The sequence below is a fragment of the Ottowia sp. genome (assembly GCF_035444425.1).
Lineage (GTDB): Bacteria > Pseudomonadota > Gammaproteobacteria > Burkholderiales > Burkholderiaceae_C > Ottowia.
Window position 1 is genome coordinate 85,592 of the sequence record NZ_DAOMOQ010000009.1, and the last position, 14,747, is coordinate 100,338.

Below are 14,747 nucleotides of genomic sequence, written 5' to 3' on the forward strand. Positions count from 1 at the left end.
AAACCTGCTCGCGACAAGCGCGGCTGCCGCTGCTGCCATGGGGTCGCCTCAGAACATGCGGCCCAGGTCGGTGATGGCGTCCACCACCATGCGCGAGCCGATCGCCAGCAGCAGGATGTCGTTGGCCACGCGCACGTACTGGTAGCCCGCCGGCGGCACGCCGAGCTGCACCACGACCGACTGCGGCACCGGGTAGTACACCACGCCGGCCGGCAGCACGTGGCCGACCGACCATTTCTTGGCCTGGCCCGGCGGCAGGCAGCCGTTGTTCTTCTTGGCCAGCCCCGGCGGGCAGCGGCCGGCGCGGTACTGCTCGCCGTACCACTGGTGCACGTAGCGGCGCTGGCCGTCGTTGAAGTAGCTGCCGGGCGTGATGCTGACCACCGGTGCCCGGCGGTCACCGCGGGCCTCGCGTCGGTCACGCTCGCGCTGGGCGCGCGGACCGCGCTCGTCGCCGCGCAACTGGCGCTGCTCCGTACGCTGACGATCCGCACGCGGGCCGCGGCGCTCGTCGGCCTGCTGCTTCTGGCCGGACTGCGCGGCACGCTGCTGATTGCCCTTGCCGCCGCCGGCCCATTCGGGCTTTTCAGCCAGCGCATTGCCGGCGCCCAGCGCCGCGATGGCTGCAGCCAGCAGCAGATGGGTCAGGCGTGAATGGAGTGGGCGGTTCAGGCTCATGGGATCTCCTGTTCAGGGGAAGGTGAAGTTTGCTTGCACGCTGCTGCCGGCGGCCAGTGTCAGGAGTTCGGTCGCCTTGTCGGCGTGCCCGTCCAGGCTGGCACGCACACTGTAGCGGCCGGCGGCGGCCACATCGGGCGTGAAGTTCAACGCGGCCGGCGGCGCGACGTAGGCTGCGACCAGCGGTGCGTTGGTCGGCAGCGTGAAGTCATAGGTGCCGGTCGTGCCGTCCACATAGCGGCCGGCAACTTCGATCGTCGGACCGCTGGTCAAGGGCTGCAGTGCCCGCACCAGCGTGTTGATGGGCGCAGTGCCCTGCACGGTGACCACCGGCGACGCTTGCATCGTGATCGGCGTGCTGATGGTCGTGACCTGGTCGGTCACCACCGGCACGTTGTTGATCACCATGGTGGTGCGCGCGGGCGCGGTGAAGACGACCGAATAGCTGCCGCTTGGCGCCGGTTGCAGCAGGAAGCGACCGGTCGCATCAGGCACGGTGGAGCGGATCACGGCGCCGTTCTGTTGCAGGCTGATCACCGCGCCGGCGTCGAACAGCGCTGCATCGACGTGGCCACCGACACCCGAGATCAGGCGCGGAATCACTTGTACCACCGGCTTGAGCAGATACTGCTCCGAGGCGCCGGCACTGACGACCGACTTGCAGGCATCGAAGTCGAGCACGAAATCGGTCATCTGGTTGGCCGCGATGTCGATGTTGGCGTTCATCTTGACGCCGCTCTGCTGGCCGCTGGGCGTCTTCAGCGCCACCTCGGTACCGCCGCTGGGCCGCACCGAGTTGGCCAGCGGCGTGCGGTCGTCACTGGCGCCCAGTACCAGGCGCAGCTGCTGGTAGCTGCCGGCGTCGAGCGGCCATTGCCCCAGCTCGGCCAGCACGCCGTTGGTCAGATCGAGCAGGTTCAGGCGCTGCGGCGGATCGAGCACCAGGTCGGACCAGCCGTCCGCTTCGGGTGCGGCGGTGCTGCTCTGGTGCACGCGCACACGCTCGACCGTGACATTGACGGCGTCGAAGCCGCAGGCCGGTGCATCGGTCATCGCCAGGCGCAGCGTGCCCTGCCCGCCGCTGTCGTCACCGCCGCCGCAGGCGGCCAGTGCCGCCAGCGCGGTGGCGCCGATCACGGCCTTGAATGGGGTGGAATGAAACAACTTCTTCATGATGCGTGCCTTTCGCTCAATGGTTGGTGTGCCCGCCCGGTTGACTCTTGAAGCCGGTGGCTGCACACATTGCGGATCCGTGCGGCAGGCGCCGCAACGGTCAAGCGTGGTCACGATAGGCAGCCGGCGTCCAGGGCCGCGTAGGACGCGAGCCCATTCCAGCAGGTGGCATTGCAAGGTCTGTCAGCAAATGTCACGGCACCGTTGGTGGCGCGGGCGATCGTAAGCGGGAAGGCCCGGATTCCCTTCGTCCTACCGCCAGCCGACGGCCAGCCCGGCGCCGCGCCAGCTGCCACCAAGGGTGCTGTCGCTGCTCGGCCAGCCCCCGGTTTCCCTGATCTGGCGCAAGCCTGCTGCCCGATCTGCGTGGCCCACTGCGTTTTTTTGGTACCGTTGCGGGCATGAACGACGATCAACCGACCCCGGCGCACCTCGCGCCCACCGAGGCCATCGACAGTGAGCACCCGGCCGTGCAGGCGTTCGCGCGCGAGCACGCGCGCGGCGCCGATGAGCGCGAGCGTGCGGTGGCATTGACACACGCGGTGCGCGATGCGTTCCGTTACGACCCCTACCGCATCGACCTGTCGCCCTACGGCATGCGCGCCAGCACGGTGATCGAGCTGGGCTACGGCTGGTGCGTGCCCAAGGCGACGCTGCTGGCCGCCTGCGCGCGCGCCGTCGGCCTGCCGGCGCGGCTCGGCTTCGCCGATGTGCGCAACCACCTGTCGACCGCACGCATGCGCGAGGTGCTGCAGACCGACCTGTACCGCTGGCACGGCTATACCGAGTTGTGGCTGGACGGCGCCTGGCGCAAGGCGACACCGGCCTTCAACCTGAGCCTGTGCGAGAAGTTCGGCCTGCTGCCGCTCGACTTCGACGGCGTGCACGATTCGATCTACCACCCGTTCGACAAGTCCGGCAACCGGCACATGGAGTACGTCAACCAGCGTGGCAGCTTCGACGACCTGCCGCTGGCCAGCATCGTCGAGGACTTCCACTTCCACTACCCGCGCTGGATCCCCGAGAAGCAGCTGCACAGCGGCCTGGCGCAGGCCGACTTCCTGGCCGACGTGGCGCGCGAGACCGAGGCCGACGCCGAGCGCTGATCAGCCGTTGCTGCCGGCCGACCGCAGCGCGCCTTCCACGCCCTCGCCCAGCGCCAGCAGCGCGCGGTCGTGGCCGCCGGGCGCGGCCAGCATCAGGCCGACCGGTGCCGTGCCCGGCGCATGGCAGGGCAGCGACAGCGCGCAGCCATCCAGGAAATTGATCAGCGTCGGGTTGCGCAGGATCAGGCCGTTGGCGGCGAAGTAGGCCTCGTCGCTGGCCTGCAACTCGGTGATCGGCGGCGCCACCACCGGCACGGTGGGCAGGATCAGCGCATCGAAGCCGGCGACGCGCGCCTCGACCGCGGCGATCCAGCGCCGGCGCGCGTCCAGCAGGTCGATGTAGTCGGCTGCGCTCATCTGCTCACCGCCGCGCATGCGCAGGCCGACGCGCGGGTCGTACTCGCTGCCGCGCGTGTTGAGCAGCTGGCGATGCCAGGCCCAGGCCTCCGCGCCGGCCAGCGTGCCGCGCGCGTGCAGCCGGCCCAACTCGGCGAACTCGGGCAGCGCGATGTGCTCGATGCTGGCGCCCGCATCTTGCAGCGTGGCGCAGGCGCGTGCGAATGCGGCGGCGACGGTGGCGTCCATGTCGCTGAGCACCACGGTTTCGGGTAGGGCCAGGCGTGCGCCGCGCAGCTCGCGTGGCGCCGGCGCCACCGGCGGCTCGCCCGCCAGTACGGCATCGACGATGGCGCAGCAGCGCACGCTGGCCGCCAGCGGGCCGATCGAGTCGAGCGTGGTCGACAGCGGCAGCGTGCCTTCGGTGGGCACGCGCCGCTGGGTCGGCTTGAAGCCCGTCAGCCCGCACAGCGCCGATGGGATGCGCACCGAGCCGCCGGTGTCCGAGCCGATGCCGACCACCGCCATGCCGTCGGTCACCGACACCGCCGCACCGCTGGACGAGCCGCCGGGGATGCGGCCGGTGGTGCGATCCCACGGGTTCTTCGGCGTGCCGTAATGCGGATTCAGGCCGAGTCCCGAGAACGCGAACTCGGTCATGTTGCTGCGGCCGACGAGCACCGCGCCGGCGGCGATCAGGCGGTCGACCACGGGTGCGTTGCGCTGCGCCGGCGCGGCATGCTTCAGCACCACCGAGCCGGCCGTGGTGACCTGGCCGGCGACGTCAATCAAGTCCTTGATCGACACCGGCAGACCCTCCAGCGGCGAGCGCACGATGCCGGCGGCGCGGAGCGCGTCGCTGGCGCGTGCCATGGCGAGCGCCTGCTCGTGATCGATGCGCGTGAACACGCGTGCGCCTTCGCCGGCCGGGTCCTCGGCGCGTGCCAGTGCGGCCTCGGTCAGTTGCTGCGAGCTGCTGCGGCCGGCGGCCAGGTCGGTGGCCAGGGATTCGATGGTGGGGTACACGGCGGGCGGTGACGTTGCGGTTGTGACCGGCCCATGTTAGCGCCGCCGCCGATGCCGCACGGCTTGCGCCGATCGGCTGCTGTATCAGGCGCGCTGCAGCTTGAACACCGCCGTGCTGGCGCGTGCGTTCGGCAGCCAGCGCACGACCCGGCCGTCTTCCAGGCCGAAGGCATCGAGCAGCTTGAGCCCGTTCTTCCTTGCCAGCACCTCGAAATCCTTGAAGGTGCCGACGCGGATGTTGGGCGTGTCGTACCACTGGTAGGGCAGGCGCCGCGTCACCGGCATGCGGCCGCGCACCACGCTCAGGCGGTTCGGCCAGTGCGCGAAGTTGGGGAAGGCGACGATGCCGATGCGGCCGACGCGCGCGGTCTCGCGCAGCATGACTTCGGCATTGCGCAGGTGCTGCAGCGTGTCGATCTGCAGCACGACGTCGAAACTCTGGTCCTGGAACGCCTTCAGGCCTTCATGCAGGTTGAGCTGCAGCACGTTGACGCCGCGCCGCACGCAGGTCAGCACGTTGGCGTCGTCGATCTCGATGCCGTAGCCGGTGCAGCGACGCTGGCGCATCAGATGCTCCAGCAGGGCGCCGTCGCCGCAGCCCAGATCGAGCACGTGCGAGCCTTCCGGCACCAGCTGGGCGATGGTGTGCTGGGTTGGCTGGTCGCTCATATCATCGCTCCCGAAAAACTCTCGAAATAGGAGCGAACCACGCCCATGTAGCGCGGGTCGTCGAGCAGGAAGGCGTCGTGACCGTGGGGTGCGTCGATCTCGGCATAGCTGACGTCGCGGCGGTTTTCGAGCAATGCCTTGACGATTTCGCGCGAGCGCGCCGGCGCGAAGCGCCAGTCGGTGGAAAAGCTCACCAGCAGGAACCTGGCGCGGGTGCCTGCCAGCGCCTGCGTCAGGTCGCCGCCGAAGGCGCGCGCGGGGTCGAAGTAGTCGAGCGCGCGGGTGATCAGCAGGTAGGTGTTGGCGTCGAAGTACTCGCTGAACTTGTCGCCCTGGTAGCGCAGGTAGCTCTCGATCTGGAACTCGATGTCCTGGGTGCTGAACTTGTAGCCGCTGCCGTTGCCAGCCACCGCCTCGCGCAGTTCGCGGCCGAACTTCTCGTTCATCACGTCGTCGGAGAGATACGTGATGTGGCCGATCATGCGGGCGATGCGCAGGCCGCGCTTCGGCAGCACGCCGTGGACGTAGAAGTGGCCGTCGTGGAAGTCCGGATCGCTGATGATGGCGCGCCGCGCCACCTCGTTGAACGCGATGTTCTCGGCCGTCAGGTTGGGCGCGCTGGCGACCACCACGGCATGACGCACGCGCTCGGGGTATTGCAGCGTCCAGGACAGCGCCTGCATGCCGCCCAGGCTGCCGCCCATGACGGCGGCGAGTTGCTCGATGCCCAGCGCGTCGAGCAGACGTGCCTGCGCGTCGACCCAGTCCTCGACGGTGACGACCGGGAAGTCGGCGCCGTAGACGCGCCCGGTGTCGGGGTTGACGTGCATCGGCCCGGTGGAGCCGAAGCAGGAGCCGGGGTTGTTGACGCCGATGACGAAGAAGCGGTTGGTGTCGACCGGCTTGCCGGGGCCGATCATGTTGTCCCACCAGCCCTCGCTCCTGGCCTGGCCTTCGTAGACGCCGGCGACATGGTGTGAGGCGTTGAGCGCGTGGCAGATCAGCACCGCGTTGTCGCGCGCGGCATTGAGCTGGCCATAGGTTTCATAGACGAGGTCGTAGCCGCGGATCGAGGCGCCGCTCGCCAGTGGCAGCGGCGCCTCGAAGTGCATGGTCTGCGGCGTGACGAGGAGCGACATGACAACAAAAAACCCGGTTCGCCAAAATCGAAACCGGGTTGTGTGCAGGGCTCGAATTTAGCGGTATTTGTTAAGCGCCCGCAAGCAGAGGCAAATCGGCGCTGGAGCCGCAGTATAGCAAGCGACCGGCCAGCCGGCCTAACCCCATCCCAGCAGTGCGGCCAGACCCAGCACCAGGAAGATCAGCGCCGAAACCAGGTGCACCACGCGGATCGGCACCTTCTTGACGAGGCGGTCGCCGAACCACACCACCGGCACGTTGGCCAGCATCATGCCCAGCGTGGTGCCCGCCACCACCGCCGCCCATTGTTGGTACTGCGCCGCCAGCGCGACGGTGGCGATCTGCGTCTTGTCGCCCATCTCGGCCAGGAAGAAGGCCACCAGCGTGGTGCCGAACACGCCCATGTGGCTGGTCTTCGAAGGCGTGTCGCCGTCATCGAGCTTGTCGGGGATCAGCATCCATGCCGCCATGGCGATGAAGGAACCACCCAGCACCCAGCGCAACACGTCGGGCCCCAGCATGGTCGTGACCCAGGTGCCGAGCGCCCCGGCCAGTGCGTGGTTGGCCAGCGTCGCCACCAGGATGCCCCAGGCGATCGGCCAGGGCTTGCGAAACCGCGCCGCCAGCACCAGCGACAGCAACTGGGTCTTGTCGCCCATTTCGGCCAGCGTGACGATGCCGGTGGACAGGAGAAATGCTTCCATGGATGCGGAGGGTGAGACAGCAGATGGGTGTCTTGGACTGCGGCTGACGGGCGCGGCCTGGCCGGTGGTGCGGGCGGCAATAAATGGGCGGTGGTGGTGCGAATCCGTGGCCGGTCGGCATTGTAGGCAGGCCCGTGGCGCTGGTCGCGGGCGCCTGCAGGCACATTGGCTGACTGCAAAAGTCGGGAATTATTATCATGCTTGACTTTGCCGGTTCTGGCGCATAATCGCGCGGGTGTGCGCTTTCCGCACACATGCGATCCTGCGGTGAACACAGTCAGTTGCCCTTTCTTGCCTGAGCTCGGGCTCGTGCAAAGGCGTTTTGCGGACTCCATCGCTTTTCTTTTGTCATTGAGGAGTCCCGGTTAATGGGCAACAAACTTTACGTCGGCAACCTGCCGTATTCGGTGCGCGACAGCGATCTGGCGCAGGCATTTGGCCAGTTCGGCGCCGTGACCAGCGCCAAGGTCATGATGGAGCGCGACACCGGCCGCTCCAAGGGTTTCGGCTTCGTCGAGATGGGCAGCGATGCCGAGGCGCAGGCCGCCATCCAGGGCATGAACGGCCAGTCGCTGGGCGGCCGCAATGTGGTCGTCAACGAAGCGCGTCCGATGGAACCGCGCCCACCGCGCTCGGGTGGCTACGGCGGCGGTGGCGGCGGCTATGGTGGTGGCGGCGGTGGTTATGGTGGCGGCCGGCGCGAAGGCGGTGGCGGCTACGGCGGCGGCCGCGGTGATGGTGGCGGTGGTGGCCATGACGGCGGCTTCCGCAGCCCCTATGGTTCCGGCCCGCGCGGCGGCGGTGGTCGCCGTGAAGGCGGCGGCGGTGGCGGCTACGGCGGCGGTGGCTACGGTGGTGGCCGGCGTGATGGCGGCGGCTACGACAGCGGTGGCGGCCGCGGCGGCGACGATTATTGATCTGTTGGCGTCACGCCACAGGGTATGATGCCCGCATCGATCATCTGAAAGGCTCCCGAGTGGAGCCTTTTTCATTCGGCGCGCCCGGTATTGCTGATCTACGGCTGATGCTGGCGCGCCTTGCGCGGCCGGCCCGACAGCATGCGGTCGAACCAGGGGTTGGGCAGCCCGCGCAGCAGCTTGGCGACGATCGCCATCTGCCACGGAATCACCCGGTAGCTGCGGCCGGCCTCGATGGCGCGCCGCGCCCGCTCGGCGAAGGCCTCGGCCGGCATCAGGAACGGCATGGCGTAGCGGTTCTGGCGCGTCAGCGGGGTGTCGACGTAGCCGGGCAGGATGGTGACCACGCGCACGCCGCTGTCGCGCAACTCACCGCGCAGGCTCTCGCAGTAGGCGAGCACGCCGGCCTTGCTGGCGCAATAGGCCGCGTGGCCTGGCAGGCCGCGGATGGCGGCCACGCTGGCGATGCCGACCAGACGGCCGCTGCCGCGCTGGCGCATCGGTTCGATGAAGGGGTGAAAGGTCGCCGCCATGCCGGTGTTGTTGACGGCGAAGGTGCGCGCCATGACCTCAAGGTCGGCGCGCTCGGCCGTGTCCATGCCGATGCTGATGCCGGCGTTGGCGATCACCACGTCCGGCACGCCCTGTGCCGCCAGGCAGGTCCGGCCCGCGGCGACGATGCTGTCGATGACGGCGACGTCGGCGCCGTACACGCGCCAGCAGCCGGCCGGCCAGCCATGTGCCGCGGCCCAGGTCGTCAACTCGGTTTCGCGCCGCGCCACCAGCGCCAGCCGCCAGCCGGCGGCGGCGTAACGCAGCGCCAGTGCCTGCCCGATGCCGCTCGAGGCGCCGGTGATGAAGACCAGGGGCGCCGTCATGCGGGCGTCAACGGGTCTGCGCCCGGGGCTCGATGACGCCGCGCACCTGTCCCTTCAGTTGCGCCACGCCGTTCTTGTGGTCGTAGTCGAACTGGTTGCCGGTGAAGCGGCTGCTGCCGCGTCGCAACTCGACCGGCTGGTCCGAGCTGACCCGCTCCTCGTCGACGAAGGCGTGCAGGAACTCGCCATGGAACTCCATGCGCGGCGTGATGCCGCCGTCGGCGCGCGGCATGGCCTCGCGCACCACCCGGGCATCGCCGTACAGCCTGACCTCCGAGCCGTCGCCGTTCGACACCGCGCGCCGCGCCGTCGCCAGCGTCGGGCGCGCCTGCTGGTCGTACGAGCGCATGCGCGGTTGCCTGACTTCCAGCGTGTCGCTGACCGGGAAGTGGTGGCCCTCGGCGCCGGTCAGCTCGGACTTGAGTCGGCCGTCGGCGTCGAAGCTGCGTACCGAGAACTGGCGCATGAAGTAATCGGGCTCGGGTGACACCGGCGCCTGCTGCGCCGCGTCGGGGAACTTCGGTGCGTTGCGCACCAGCCACCAGGTACCGAGCGCGAACAGCATCATCAGCAGCGCCGGCAGCCAGGTCGAGAGCTGGTCCATGCCGTAGCGCAGCAGGCGCGCCCGGTTCATGCGCGCGGCTCCGGCGTCAATGTGTGTTCGAGCAGGCGCCGGTAATGCCCGCCGGCGACCAGCAGCAGGTCGCAGAACTCGCGCGCCGCGCCCTCGCCGGCGCGCGCCGTGGTGACGTGCTGCGCGATGGCGCGCACCTCGGCGTGCGCCTGCGGCGGCGCGCAGGCGAAGGCGGCACGCTGCAGCACCGGCAGGTCGGGCCAGTCGTCGCCGATGGCGGCGGCCTGCGACCAGTCCAGCCCGAGCTCGGCCAGCAACTCTTCAGCGGCGGGGCGCTTGTCCTCGGTGCCCAGGCGCAGGTGCTCGACGCCGAGCGTCTTCAGCCGCAGCCGCAGCGGCGCCGAATCGCGCCCCGAGATCACGCAGACCGCGATGCCGGCACGCGCCAGCAGCTTGAGCCCGTGGCCGTCCAGCGTGTGGAAGCGCTTGAGCGCCTCGCCCTCGGCGCTGAAGTACAGGCCGCCATCGGTCAACACGCCATCGACGTCGAAGAAGGCCACGCGGATGCCTTGCGCGCGCAGCAGCAACTCGGGCGGGAAGTTCAGCGCCGGCGTCATCAGATCACCTTGGCGCGCATCAGGTCGTTGCTGTTGATGGCACCGATCAGGCGCCCGCCGGCGTCCAGCACCAGCAGCACGGTGATCCGGTGCTTCTCCATCGCTTGGGCCGCTTCGGCGGCCAGCACGTCGTCGCGGATGTGGCGCGGGTGGGCGTGCATGACGTCGCGCGCCTTCAGTTCGCGCAGGTCGCGCCCGGTTTCCACCAGCCGCCGCAGGTCGCCGTCGGTGAAGATGCCGAGTACCTGGCCGTCCTCGTTGGCGATGGCCGAGGCGCCCAGGCCCTTGCGCGTCATCTCGCGCATCAGCTCGCTGAAGCTGGCCTGCGGCACGACGCACGGCACCTCGTCGCCGCTGCGCATGATGTCGGCCACGCGCGTCAGCAGGCGGCGGCCCAGCGCGCCGCCCGGGTGCGAGCGGGCGAAGTCCTCGGCGCGGAAGCCGCGCGCGTCCAGCAGCGCCACCGCCAGTGCGTCACCCAGCGCCAGCTGCGCGGTGGTGCTGGCCGTGGGCGCCAGGTTGAGCGGGCACGCCTCCTTCTCGACGCCGCTGTCCAGCACCACGTCGGCGTGGCGCGCCAGGGTGGAGCCGGCGTGACCGGTCATCGCCACCAGCGGCGCGCCCAGACGCTTGAGCAGCGGCACGATGGCGATCAGCTCGTCGCTCTCGCCGCTGTTGGAGATCGCCAGCACCACGTCCTGCCGCTGGATCATGCCGAGGTCGCCGTGGCTGGCCTCGGCCGGATGCACGAACATGGCCGGCGTGCCGGTGGAGGCCAGCGTGGCGGCGATCTTGCGGCCGACGTGGCCGCTCTTGCCCATGCCCATCACCACCACGCGGCCGCTGACACCCAGCATCAACTCCACCGCCACCACGAAGCCGTCGCCGAGCCGGCTCTTGAGCCCCAGCACGGCAGCGGCCTCGATATCCAGCGTCTCGTGGGCGAGCCGCAGCACCTGGGCGGGGTCGAAACTCATCCTGCGATTTTATCGGCGCCCCGGCCACCGCGGCGGGCTGGCGCGCGGCGCGATCCAGGCGTGCCGAACCGACGCTGATCGCTATGCTTTCAGGAGTATCATGAATCCCGTGAAACGCAGTGCCGCGGTGCTGCCATCCAGCGTCCCCGAGCGCGCGCGGCTGCGCCGGCCTGCCTTTCTGTTCATCCATGACCGCCCTCGAGCTGACGCTGCTGTACCTGCTGGCCGCCGTGCTGGGCGTGGCCGCGTGCCGCTGGTTCAAGCTGCCGGCGATCCTGGGCTACCTGGTGGCCGGCGTGCTGATGGAGCCGCACACGCTGGGCCTGGCGTTCGGTCAGGACGCCGAGAGCATCAAGTACCTGGCCGAGTTCGGCGTCGTGTTCCTGATGTTCGTGATCGGGCTCGAGTTCAACCTGCACAAGCTGCGCGCCATGCGCAACCACGTGTTCGGCCTCGGGCTGGCGCAGGTAGTGCTGACTATGCTGCTCATTACTTTCGGCGCGCTGGCGCTGGGTTGGCTGCTGCCGCAGCGTTGGCCGATCAGCTGGCAGGCGGCGCTGGCGCTGTCCGGCGTGATGGCGATGAGCAGCACCGCCATCGTGGTCAAGATGATGGCCGACCGGGCAGAACTGGATTCCGAGCACGGCCAGCGCGTGATGGGCGTGCTGCTGCTGCAGGACCTCGCGGTGGTGCCGCTGCTGGTGCTGATCCCGGCCCTGGGCGCCGCACCCGAGCAACTGGCCAACGCCCTGCTGCTGGCGCTGCTGAAGGCGGCGCTCCTGATCACCGTGCTGCTGTGGGGCGGCCAGCGCGTGATGCGCTGGTGGCTGACGGTGGTGGCGCGCCGGCGCAGCGAAGAGCTGTTCATGCTCAACCTGCTGCTGATGACGCTGGGTCTGGCCTGGCTGACCGAGCACGCCGGCCTGTCGCTGGCGCTGGGTGCCTTCATCTGCGGCGTGCTGATCTCCGAGACCGAGTTCCGGATCCAGGTCGAGGCGCAGATCCGCCCGTTCCACGACGTGCTGCTGGGCCTGTTCTTCATCACCATCGGCATGCTGCTCGACTGGCGGCTGATCTGGGCACAGTGGCCGCTGGTGCTGCTGCTGGTGACGGTGCCCGTGCTGTTCAAGCTCGGTCTGGTGGTGCTGCTGGCGCGCCGGCTGGGCGCCGGCAGTGCGGTGGCGCTGCGCACCGGCCTGTACCTGGCGCAGGCGGGCGAATTCGGCTTCGTGCTGCTGACGCTGGCCCGGCGCGGCGGCCTACTGGCGCCCGAGCTGTTCAACCCGATCCTGGCGGCGATGGTGCTGTCGATGCTGGCCACGCCCTTCATCATCATGGGCAGCAATCGGCTGGTGATGCGCCTGGTGGCCAGCGAGTGGCTGCAGCAGTCGCTGCAGACCACGCGCATCGCCGCCGAGGCGATCAACGCACGCGACCACGTGCTGATCTGCGGCTATGGCCGCAGCGGCCAGGCCATCGCGCGGGTGCTGGAGCAGGAAGGTGTCGCCACCATGGCGCTGGACCTCGACCCCGATCGCGTGCGCCAGGCCCAGGTGGCGGGCCATGCCGTGGCGTTCGGCGATGCCGGCAAGCGGCAGGCGCTGGTCGCCGCCGGGCTGAACCGGGCCAGCGCCGTGGTCATCACGCTGCTCGATCCGCACGGCGTGATGCAGGTGCTGACCACCATTCGCGCCCATGCACCGCAGCTGCCGGTGATTGTGCGCACCCGCACCGACCGTGACCTCGATCGGCTGCGCGCCGCCGGCGCCACCGAAGTGGTGCCCGAGGCACAGGAAGGTTCGCTGATGCTGGCCGGCCATGCGCTGGCGCTGATGGGCGTGCCGATGCGGCGCGTGATCCGCATCCTGCGCGACCAGCGTGATCAACGCTACCGCCTGCTGCGCGGCTTCTTTCACGGTGCCGACGATGCCGCCGACGCCGATCTGATGGAGGAAGTGCGCCTGCACACCTTCACGCTGCCCGAGGCGCTGGGCGGGCGGCGCCTGGCCGAACTGATGGCCGAACTGACGGCCGGACTCGACGATCTGCACCTGGTCAGCGTGCGCAGCCACCTGGGCGCGCCGGTGCTGCCGGGCGACGACGTTGAACTGCGGGGCGGCGAAACCCTGGTGCTGTCCGGCAAGGCCGACGCGCTGGCACGCGCCGAGCAGCTGCTGGCCGGTTGAAGCCCGGCCGCGCGGCACGGCACAATGGCGGAGTCATGAGCACGCCCTTTTCCGTCACCGACTACCTGCGCCAGCACATCCGCACCGTGCCCGACTGGCCGGCGCCCGGCGTGCAGTTCCGCGACATCACGCCGCTGCTGCAGAACCCGCGCGTGTTCCGTGTGCTGATCGACGCCTTCGTGCACCGCTACATGGAGCCCGGCCTGCGCCCCGACGTGGTGGCCGGGCTCGACGCGCGCGGCTTCATCATCGGCTCCGTGGTGGCCTACGAGTTGAATGTCGGCTTCGTGCCGATCCGCAAGAGTGGTAAGCTGCCCTTCACCACGGTGCAGGAGACCTACGAGCTGGAATACGGCAGCGCCACCGTCGAGCTGCACACCGACGCCGTCGCGCAGGGTCAGCGCGTGCTGCTGATCGACGACCTGATCGCTACCGGCGGCACCATGCTGGCCGGCAAGAAGCTGCTGGAGAAGCTCGGCGCCCAGGTCACCGAGGGCGCGGCCATCGTCGATCTGCCCGAGCTGGGCGGCTCGGCGCGCCTGCGGGAGGGCGGGCTGAAGCTGTTCACGCTGGTGGATTTCGACGGCCATTGACGACGACGGCCGCCGTTGCATCTGCAACGGTAACCCGCGCAGGCGACGACAGCTTCAGTCGCCGCCGACGGCTCACTTGCCGATGCAGAAGCGGCATTTATGGCGCATGCCGTTGATTTTCAAGGTAGTCATGACGGTCCCGCAATGCGCTTGGACCTATTCTTGGACCCAAATACCAAGCGTGTCCCTTGGTAGTGGTGGATGGCCTGTCTTGGACGCTCCTCGCTCTCTTGTTGCCGGTGCAATGTGTCAGCGGGCAACCTGATCAGAGGCCGCGAACCCGTCCATCGGCGTTCAGCAACGTCCAATGCGCTGCAGCGTGCTCATTTTCCCACCTCCTGATCCGGAACACCAAGGATGTTGCGCCCTGCTTCAGCTCAAAAAACGGGAGGCGCGCAGTTCGGATTGATGGCTGCGGCAGCGGTGATGCCGGGGTGAGATGACGGCTCCTTTGGCCAGTTGGCCGATACCGATAGGAGCCTCACCATGTCACACCAAGCTTCAGACATCGTCACTCCGAAAGCCCTGTTGCTCGATGAGCGGCTGACGCCGCTGGAGCGCAACGCCTGGCTGACGTTCCGTTCGCTGGCCAGCAGTGACGGCACCGTGGTCCTCAGCTACGACGCGCTGCGCAAGTACCTGCCCAGCGCACCGGGCAGCAAGCGGGCTGCCCTTGAAACCGTGTCCAGGGCCGTGCTGTGCCTGCGGCTGTCCACGTGGATTGCGTTGGTCGAGTACCGCCGCAATCCGATGACCGGCTTCTCGATGGCCAGCCGCTACGCGGTGCGGAATCAGCCCCTTGCGTTCAACGACGCGTGCCTGGAGGATGAAGACTACCTGCCGCTGTTGGAACGGGCGCTTGGCCACGCCAGCGCGACGATCCGCCAACTGGCACAGTCCATTCTCGAAGGGGCCATGCGCCATCCAGACAGGTTGGGAAAGCTGCCCGCAGCAATGCAAGAACGGATCAGGCGCTTGCAGCACCAGGGCGACGACCATGATCCGGACAGTCCTGGCGGTTCAACTCCGCGCAATGACCTCGTGCCCGAAGCCAGCGGCGGCATTCCGAAACCCGTTCCGGCATCTGCGACAGCAGTACGTACTGTAGAAAAAGAAGTATTACTCATAAGTCAGTAATTTAGGGAACAAATGTTCACATCTTCTGTCCAAGTC

Annotated in this window: 15 protein-coding genes; 5 read left to right on the forward strand and 10 right to left on the reverse strand. The window is 68.8% G+C overall.

Features of this window, described 5'->3' with window-relative positions:
- Positions 1–48: 48 nt before the first annotated feature.
- Entirely contained in the window at positions 49–678 is a 630-nt protein-coding gene (locus PK606_RS05745; protein WP_324561623.1) for a hypothetical protein, read from the reverse strand.
- Between the two features lie 12 nt (positions 679–690).
- Positions 691–1,851: a DUF4382 domain-containing protein gene (locus PK606_RS05750; protein WP_324561625.1), complete on the reverse strand. Its 1,161-nt coding sequence runs from the start codon at positions 1,849–1,851 to the stop codon at positions 691–693.
- 401 nt (positions 1,852–2,252) lie between these two features.
- Here PK606_RS05750 and PK606_RS05755 point away from each other — a divergent pair, with 401 nt between their 5' ends.
- On the forward strand, positions 2,253–2,957 hold the full coding sequence (locus tag PK606_RS05755; RefSeq protein WP_324561627.1) for a transglutaminase-like domain-containing protein: 705 nt from the start codon (positions 2,253–2,255) through the stop codon (positions 2,955–2,957).
- Here the strand turns inward: PK606_RS05755 and PK606_RS05760 are convergent, their stop codons facing one another.
- The 4 genes from PK606_RS05760 to PK606_RS05775 all read right to left on the reverse strand — a co-directional run bounded on the left by PK606_RS05760 (position 2,958) and on the right by PK606_RS05775 (position 6,832).
- Positions 2,958–4,319, reverse strand: a complete 1,362-nt coding sequence (locus PK606_RS05760) for an amidase (protein WP_324561629.1) — start codon at positions 4,317–4,319, stop codon at positions 2,958–2,960.
- A gap of 84 nt (positions 4,320–4,403) precedes the next feature.
- Entirely contained in the window at positions 4,404–4,988 is a 585-nt protein-coding gene (gene metW / locus PK606_RS05765; RefSeq protein WP_324561631.1) for a methionine biosynthesis protein MetW, read from the reverse strand.
- Positions 4,985–6,127 (reverse strand): homoserine O-succinyltransferase MetX, encoded by a 1,143-nt coding sequence (gene metX, locus PK606_RS05770; protein WP_324561633.1) that lies wholly within the window; start codon positions 6,125–6,127, stop codon positions 4,985–4,987. Before metX ends, metW begins: the two co-directional genes overlap by 4 nt.
- A gap of 138 nt (positions 6,128–6,265) precedes the next feature.
- Positions 6,266–6,832 carry a TMEM165/GDT1 family protein gene (locus PK606_RS05775; protein ID WP_324561635.1) on the reverse strand — a complete coding sequence of 189 codons (567 nt, stop codon included), beginning with the start codon at positions 6,830–6,832 and terminating at the stop codon, positions 6,266–6,268.
- A 368-nt stretch (positions 6,833–7,200) separates the two neighbouring features.
- Between PK606_RS05775 and rbp the strand changes: the two genes are divergently transcribed.
- A complete protein-coding gene (rbp, locus tag PK606_RS05780; RefSeq protein ID WP_324561637.1) occupies positions 7,201–7,749 on the forward strand; it encodes an RNA-binding regulator in 549 nt (182 codons plus the stop codon).
- 98 nt (positions 7,750–7,847) lie between these two features.
- Here the strand turns inward: rbp and PK606_RS05785 are convergent, their stop codons facing one another.
- From PK606_RS05785 to PK606_RS05800, 4 genes are read right to left on the reverse strand one after another with little or no spacing between them, the layout of a single operon-like run.
- Positions 7,848–8,627 carry an SDR family oxidoreductase gene (locus PK606_RS05785; RefSeq protein ID WP_324561638.1) on the reverse strand — a complete coding sequence of 260 codons (780 nt, stop codon included), beginning with the start codon at positions 8,625–8,627 and terminating at the stop codon, positions 7,848–7,850.
- Between the two features lie 7 nt (positions 8,628–8,634).
- The gene (gene lptC, locus PK606_RS05790) at positions 8,635–9,261 is read right to left on the reverse strand and encodes an LPS export ABC transporter periplasmic protein LptC (RefSeq protein ID WP_324561640.1); all 627 of its coding nucleotides are present in this window, start codon (positions 9,259–9,261) and stop codon (positions 8,635–8,637) included.
- Positions 9,258–9,818, reverse strand: a complete 561-nt coding sequence (locus PK606_RS05795; protein ID WP_324561642.1) for a KdsC family phosphatase — start codon at positions 9,816–9,818, stop codon at positions 9,258–9,260. Before PK606_RS05795 ends, lptC begins: the two co-directional genes overlap by 4 nt.
- Entirely contained in the window at positions 9,818–10,795 is a 978-nt protein-coding gene (locus PK606_RS05800) for a KpsF/GutQ family sugar-phosphate isomerase (RefSeq protein ID WP_324561644.1), read from the reverse strand. The genes PK606_RS05795 and PK606_RS05800 overlap by 1 nt, the downstream gene beginning before the upstream one ends.
- A 188-nt stretch (positions 10,796–10,983) precedes the next feature.
- Here PK606_RS05800 and PK606_RS05805 point away from each other — a divergent pair, with 188 nt between their 5' ends.
- The 3 genes from PK606_RS05805 (at position 10,984) to PK606_RS05815 (ending at position 14,711) form a co-directional block, all read left to right on the forward strand.
- Positions 10,984–12,981, forward strand: coding sequence for a cation:proton antiporter (locus PK606_RS05805; RefSeq protein WP_324561646.1), 1,998 nt, complete (start codon positions 10,984–10,986; stop codon positions 12,979–12,981).
- A 35-nt stretch (positions 12,982–13,016) separates the two neighbouring features.
- Complete coding sequence (locus PK606_RS05810) at positions 13,017–13,574, forward strand: adenine phosphoribosyltransferase (protein ID WP_324561648.1); 558 nt, start codon at positions 13,017–13,019, stop codon at positions 13,572–13,574.
- 486 nt (positions 13,575–14,060) lie between these two features.
- Positions 14,061–14,711 carry an STY4528 family pathogenicity island replication protein gene (locus PK606_RS05815; RefSeq protein WP_324561650.1) on the forward strand — a complete coding sequence of 217 codons (651 nt, stop codon included), beginning with the start codon at positions 14,061–14,063 and terminating at the stop codon, positions 14,709–14,711.
- Positions 14,712–14,747 lie beyond the last annotated feature (36 nt).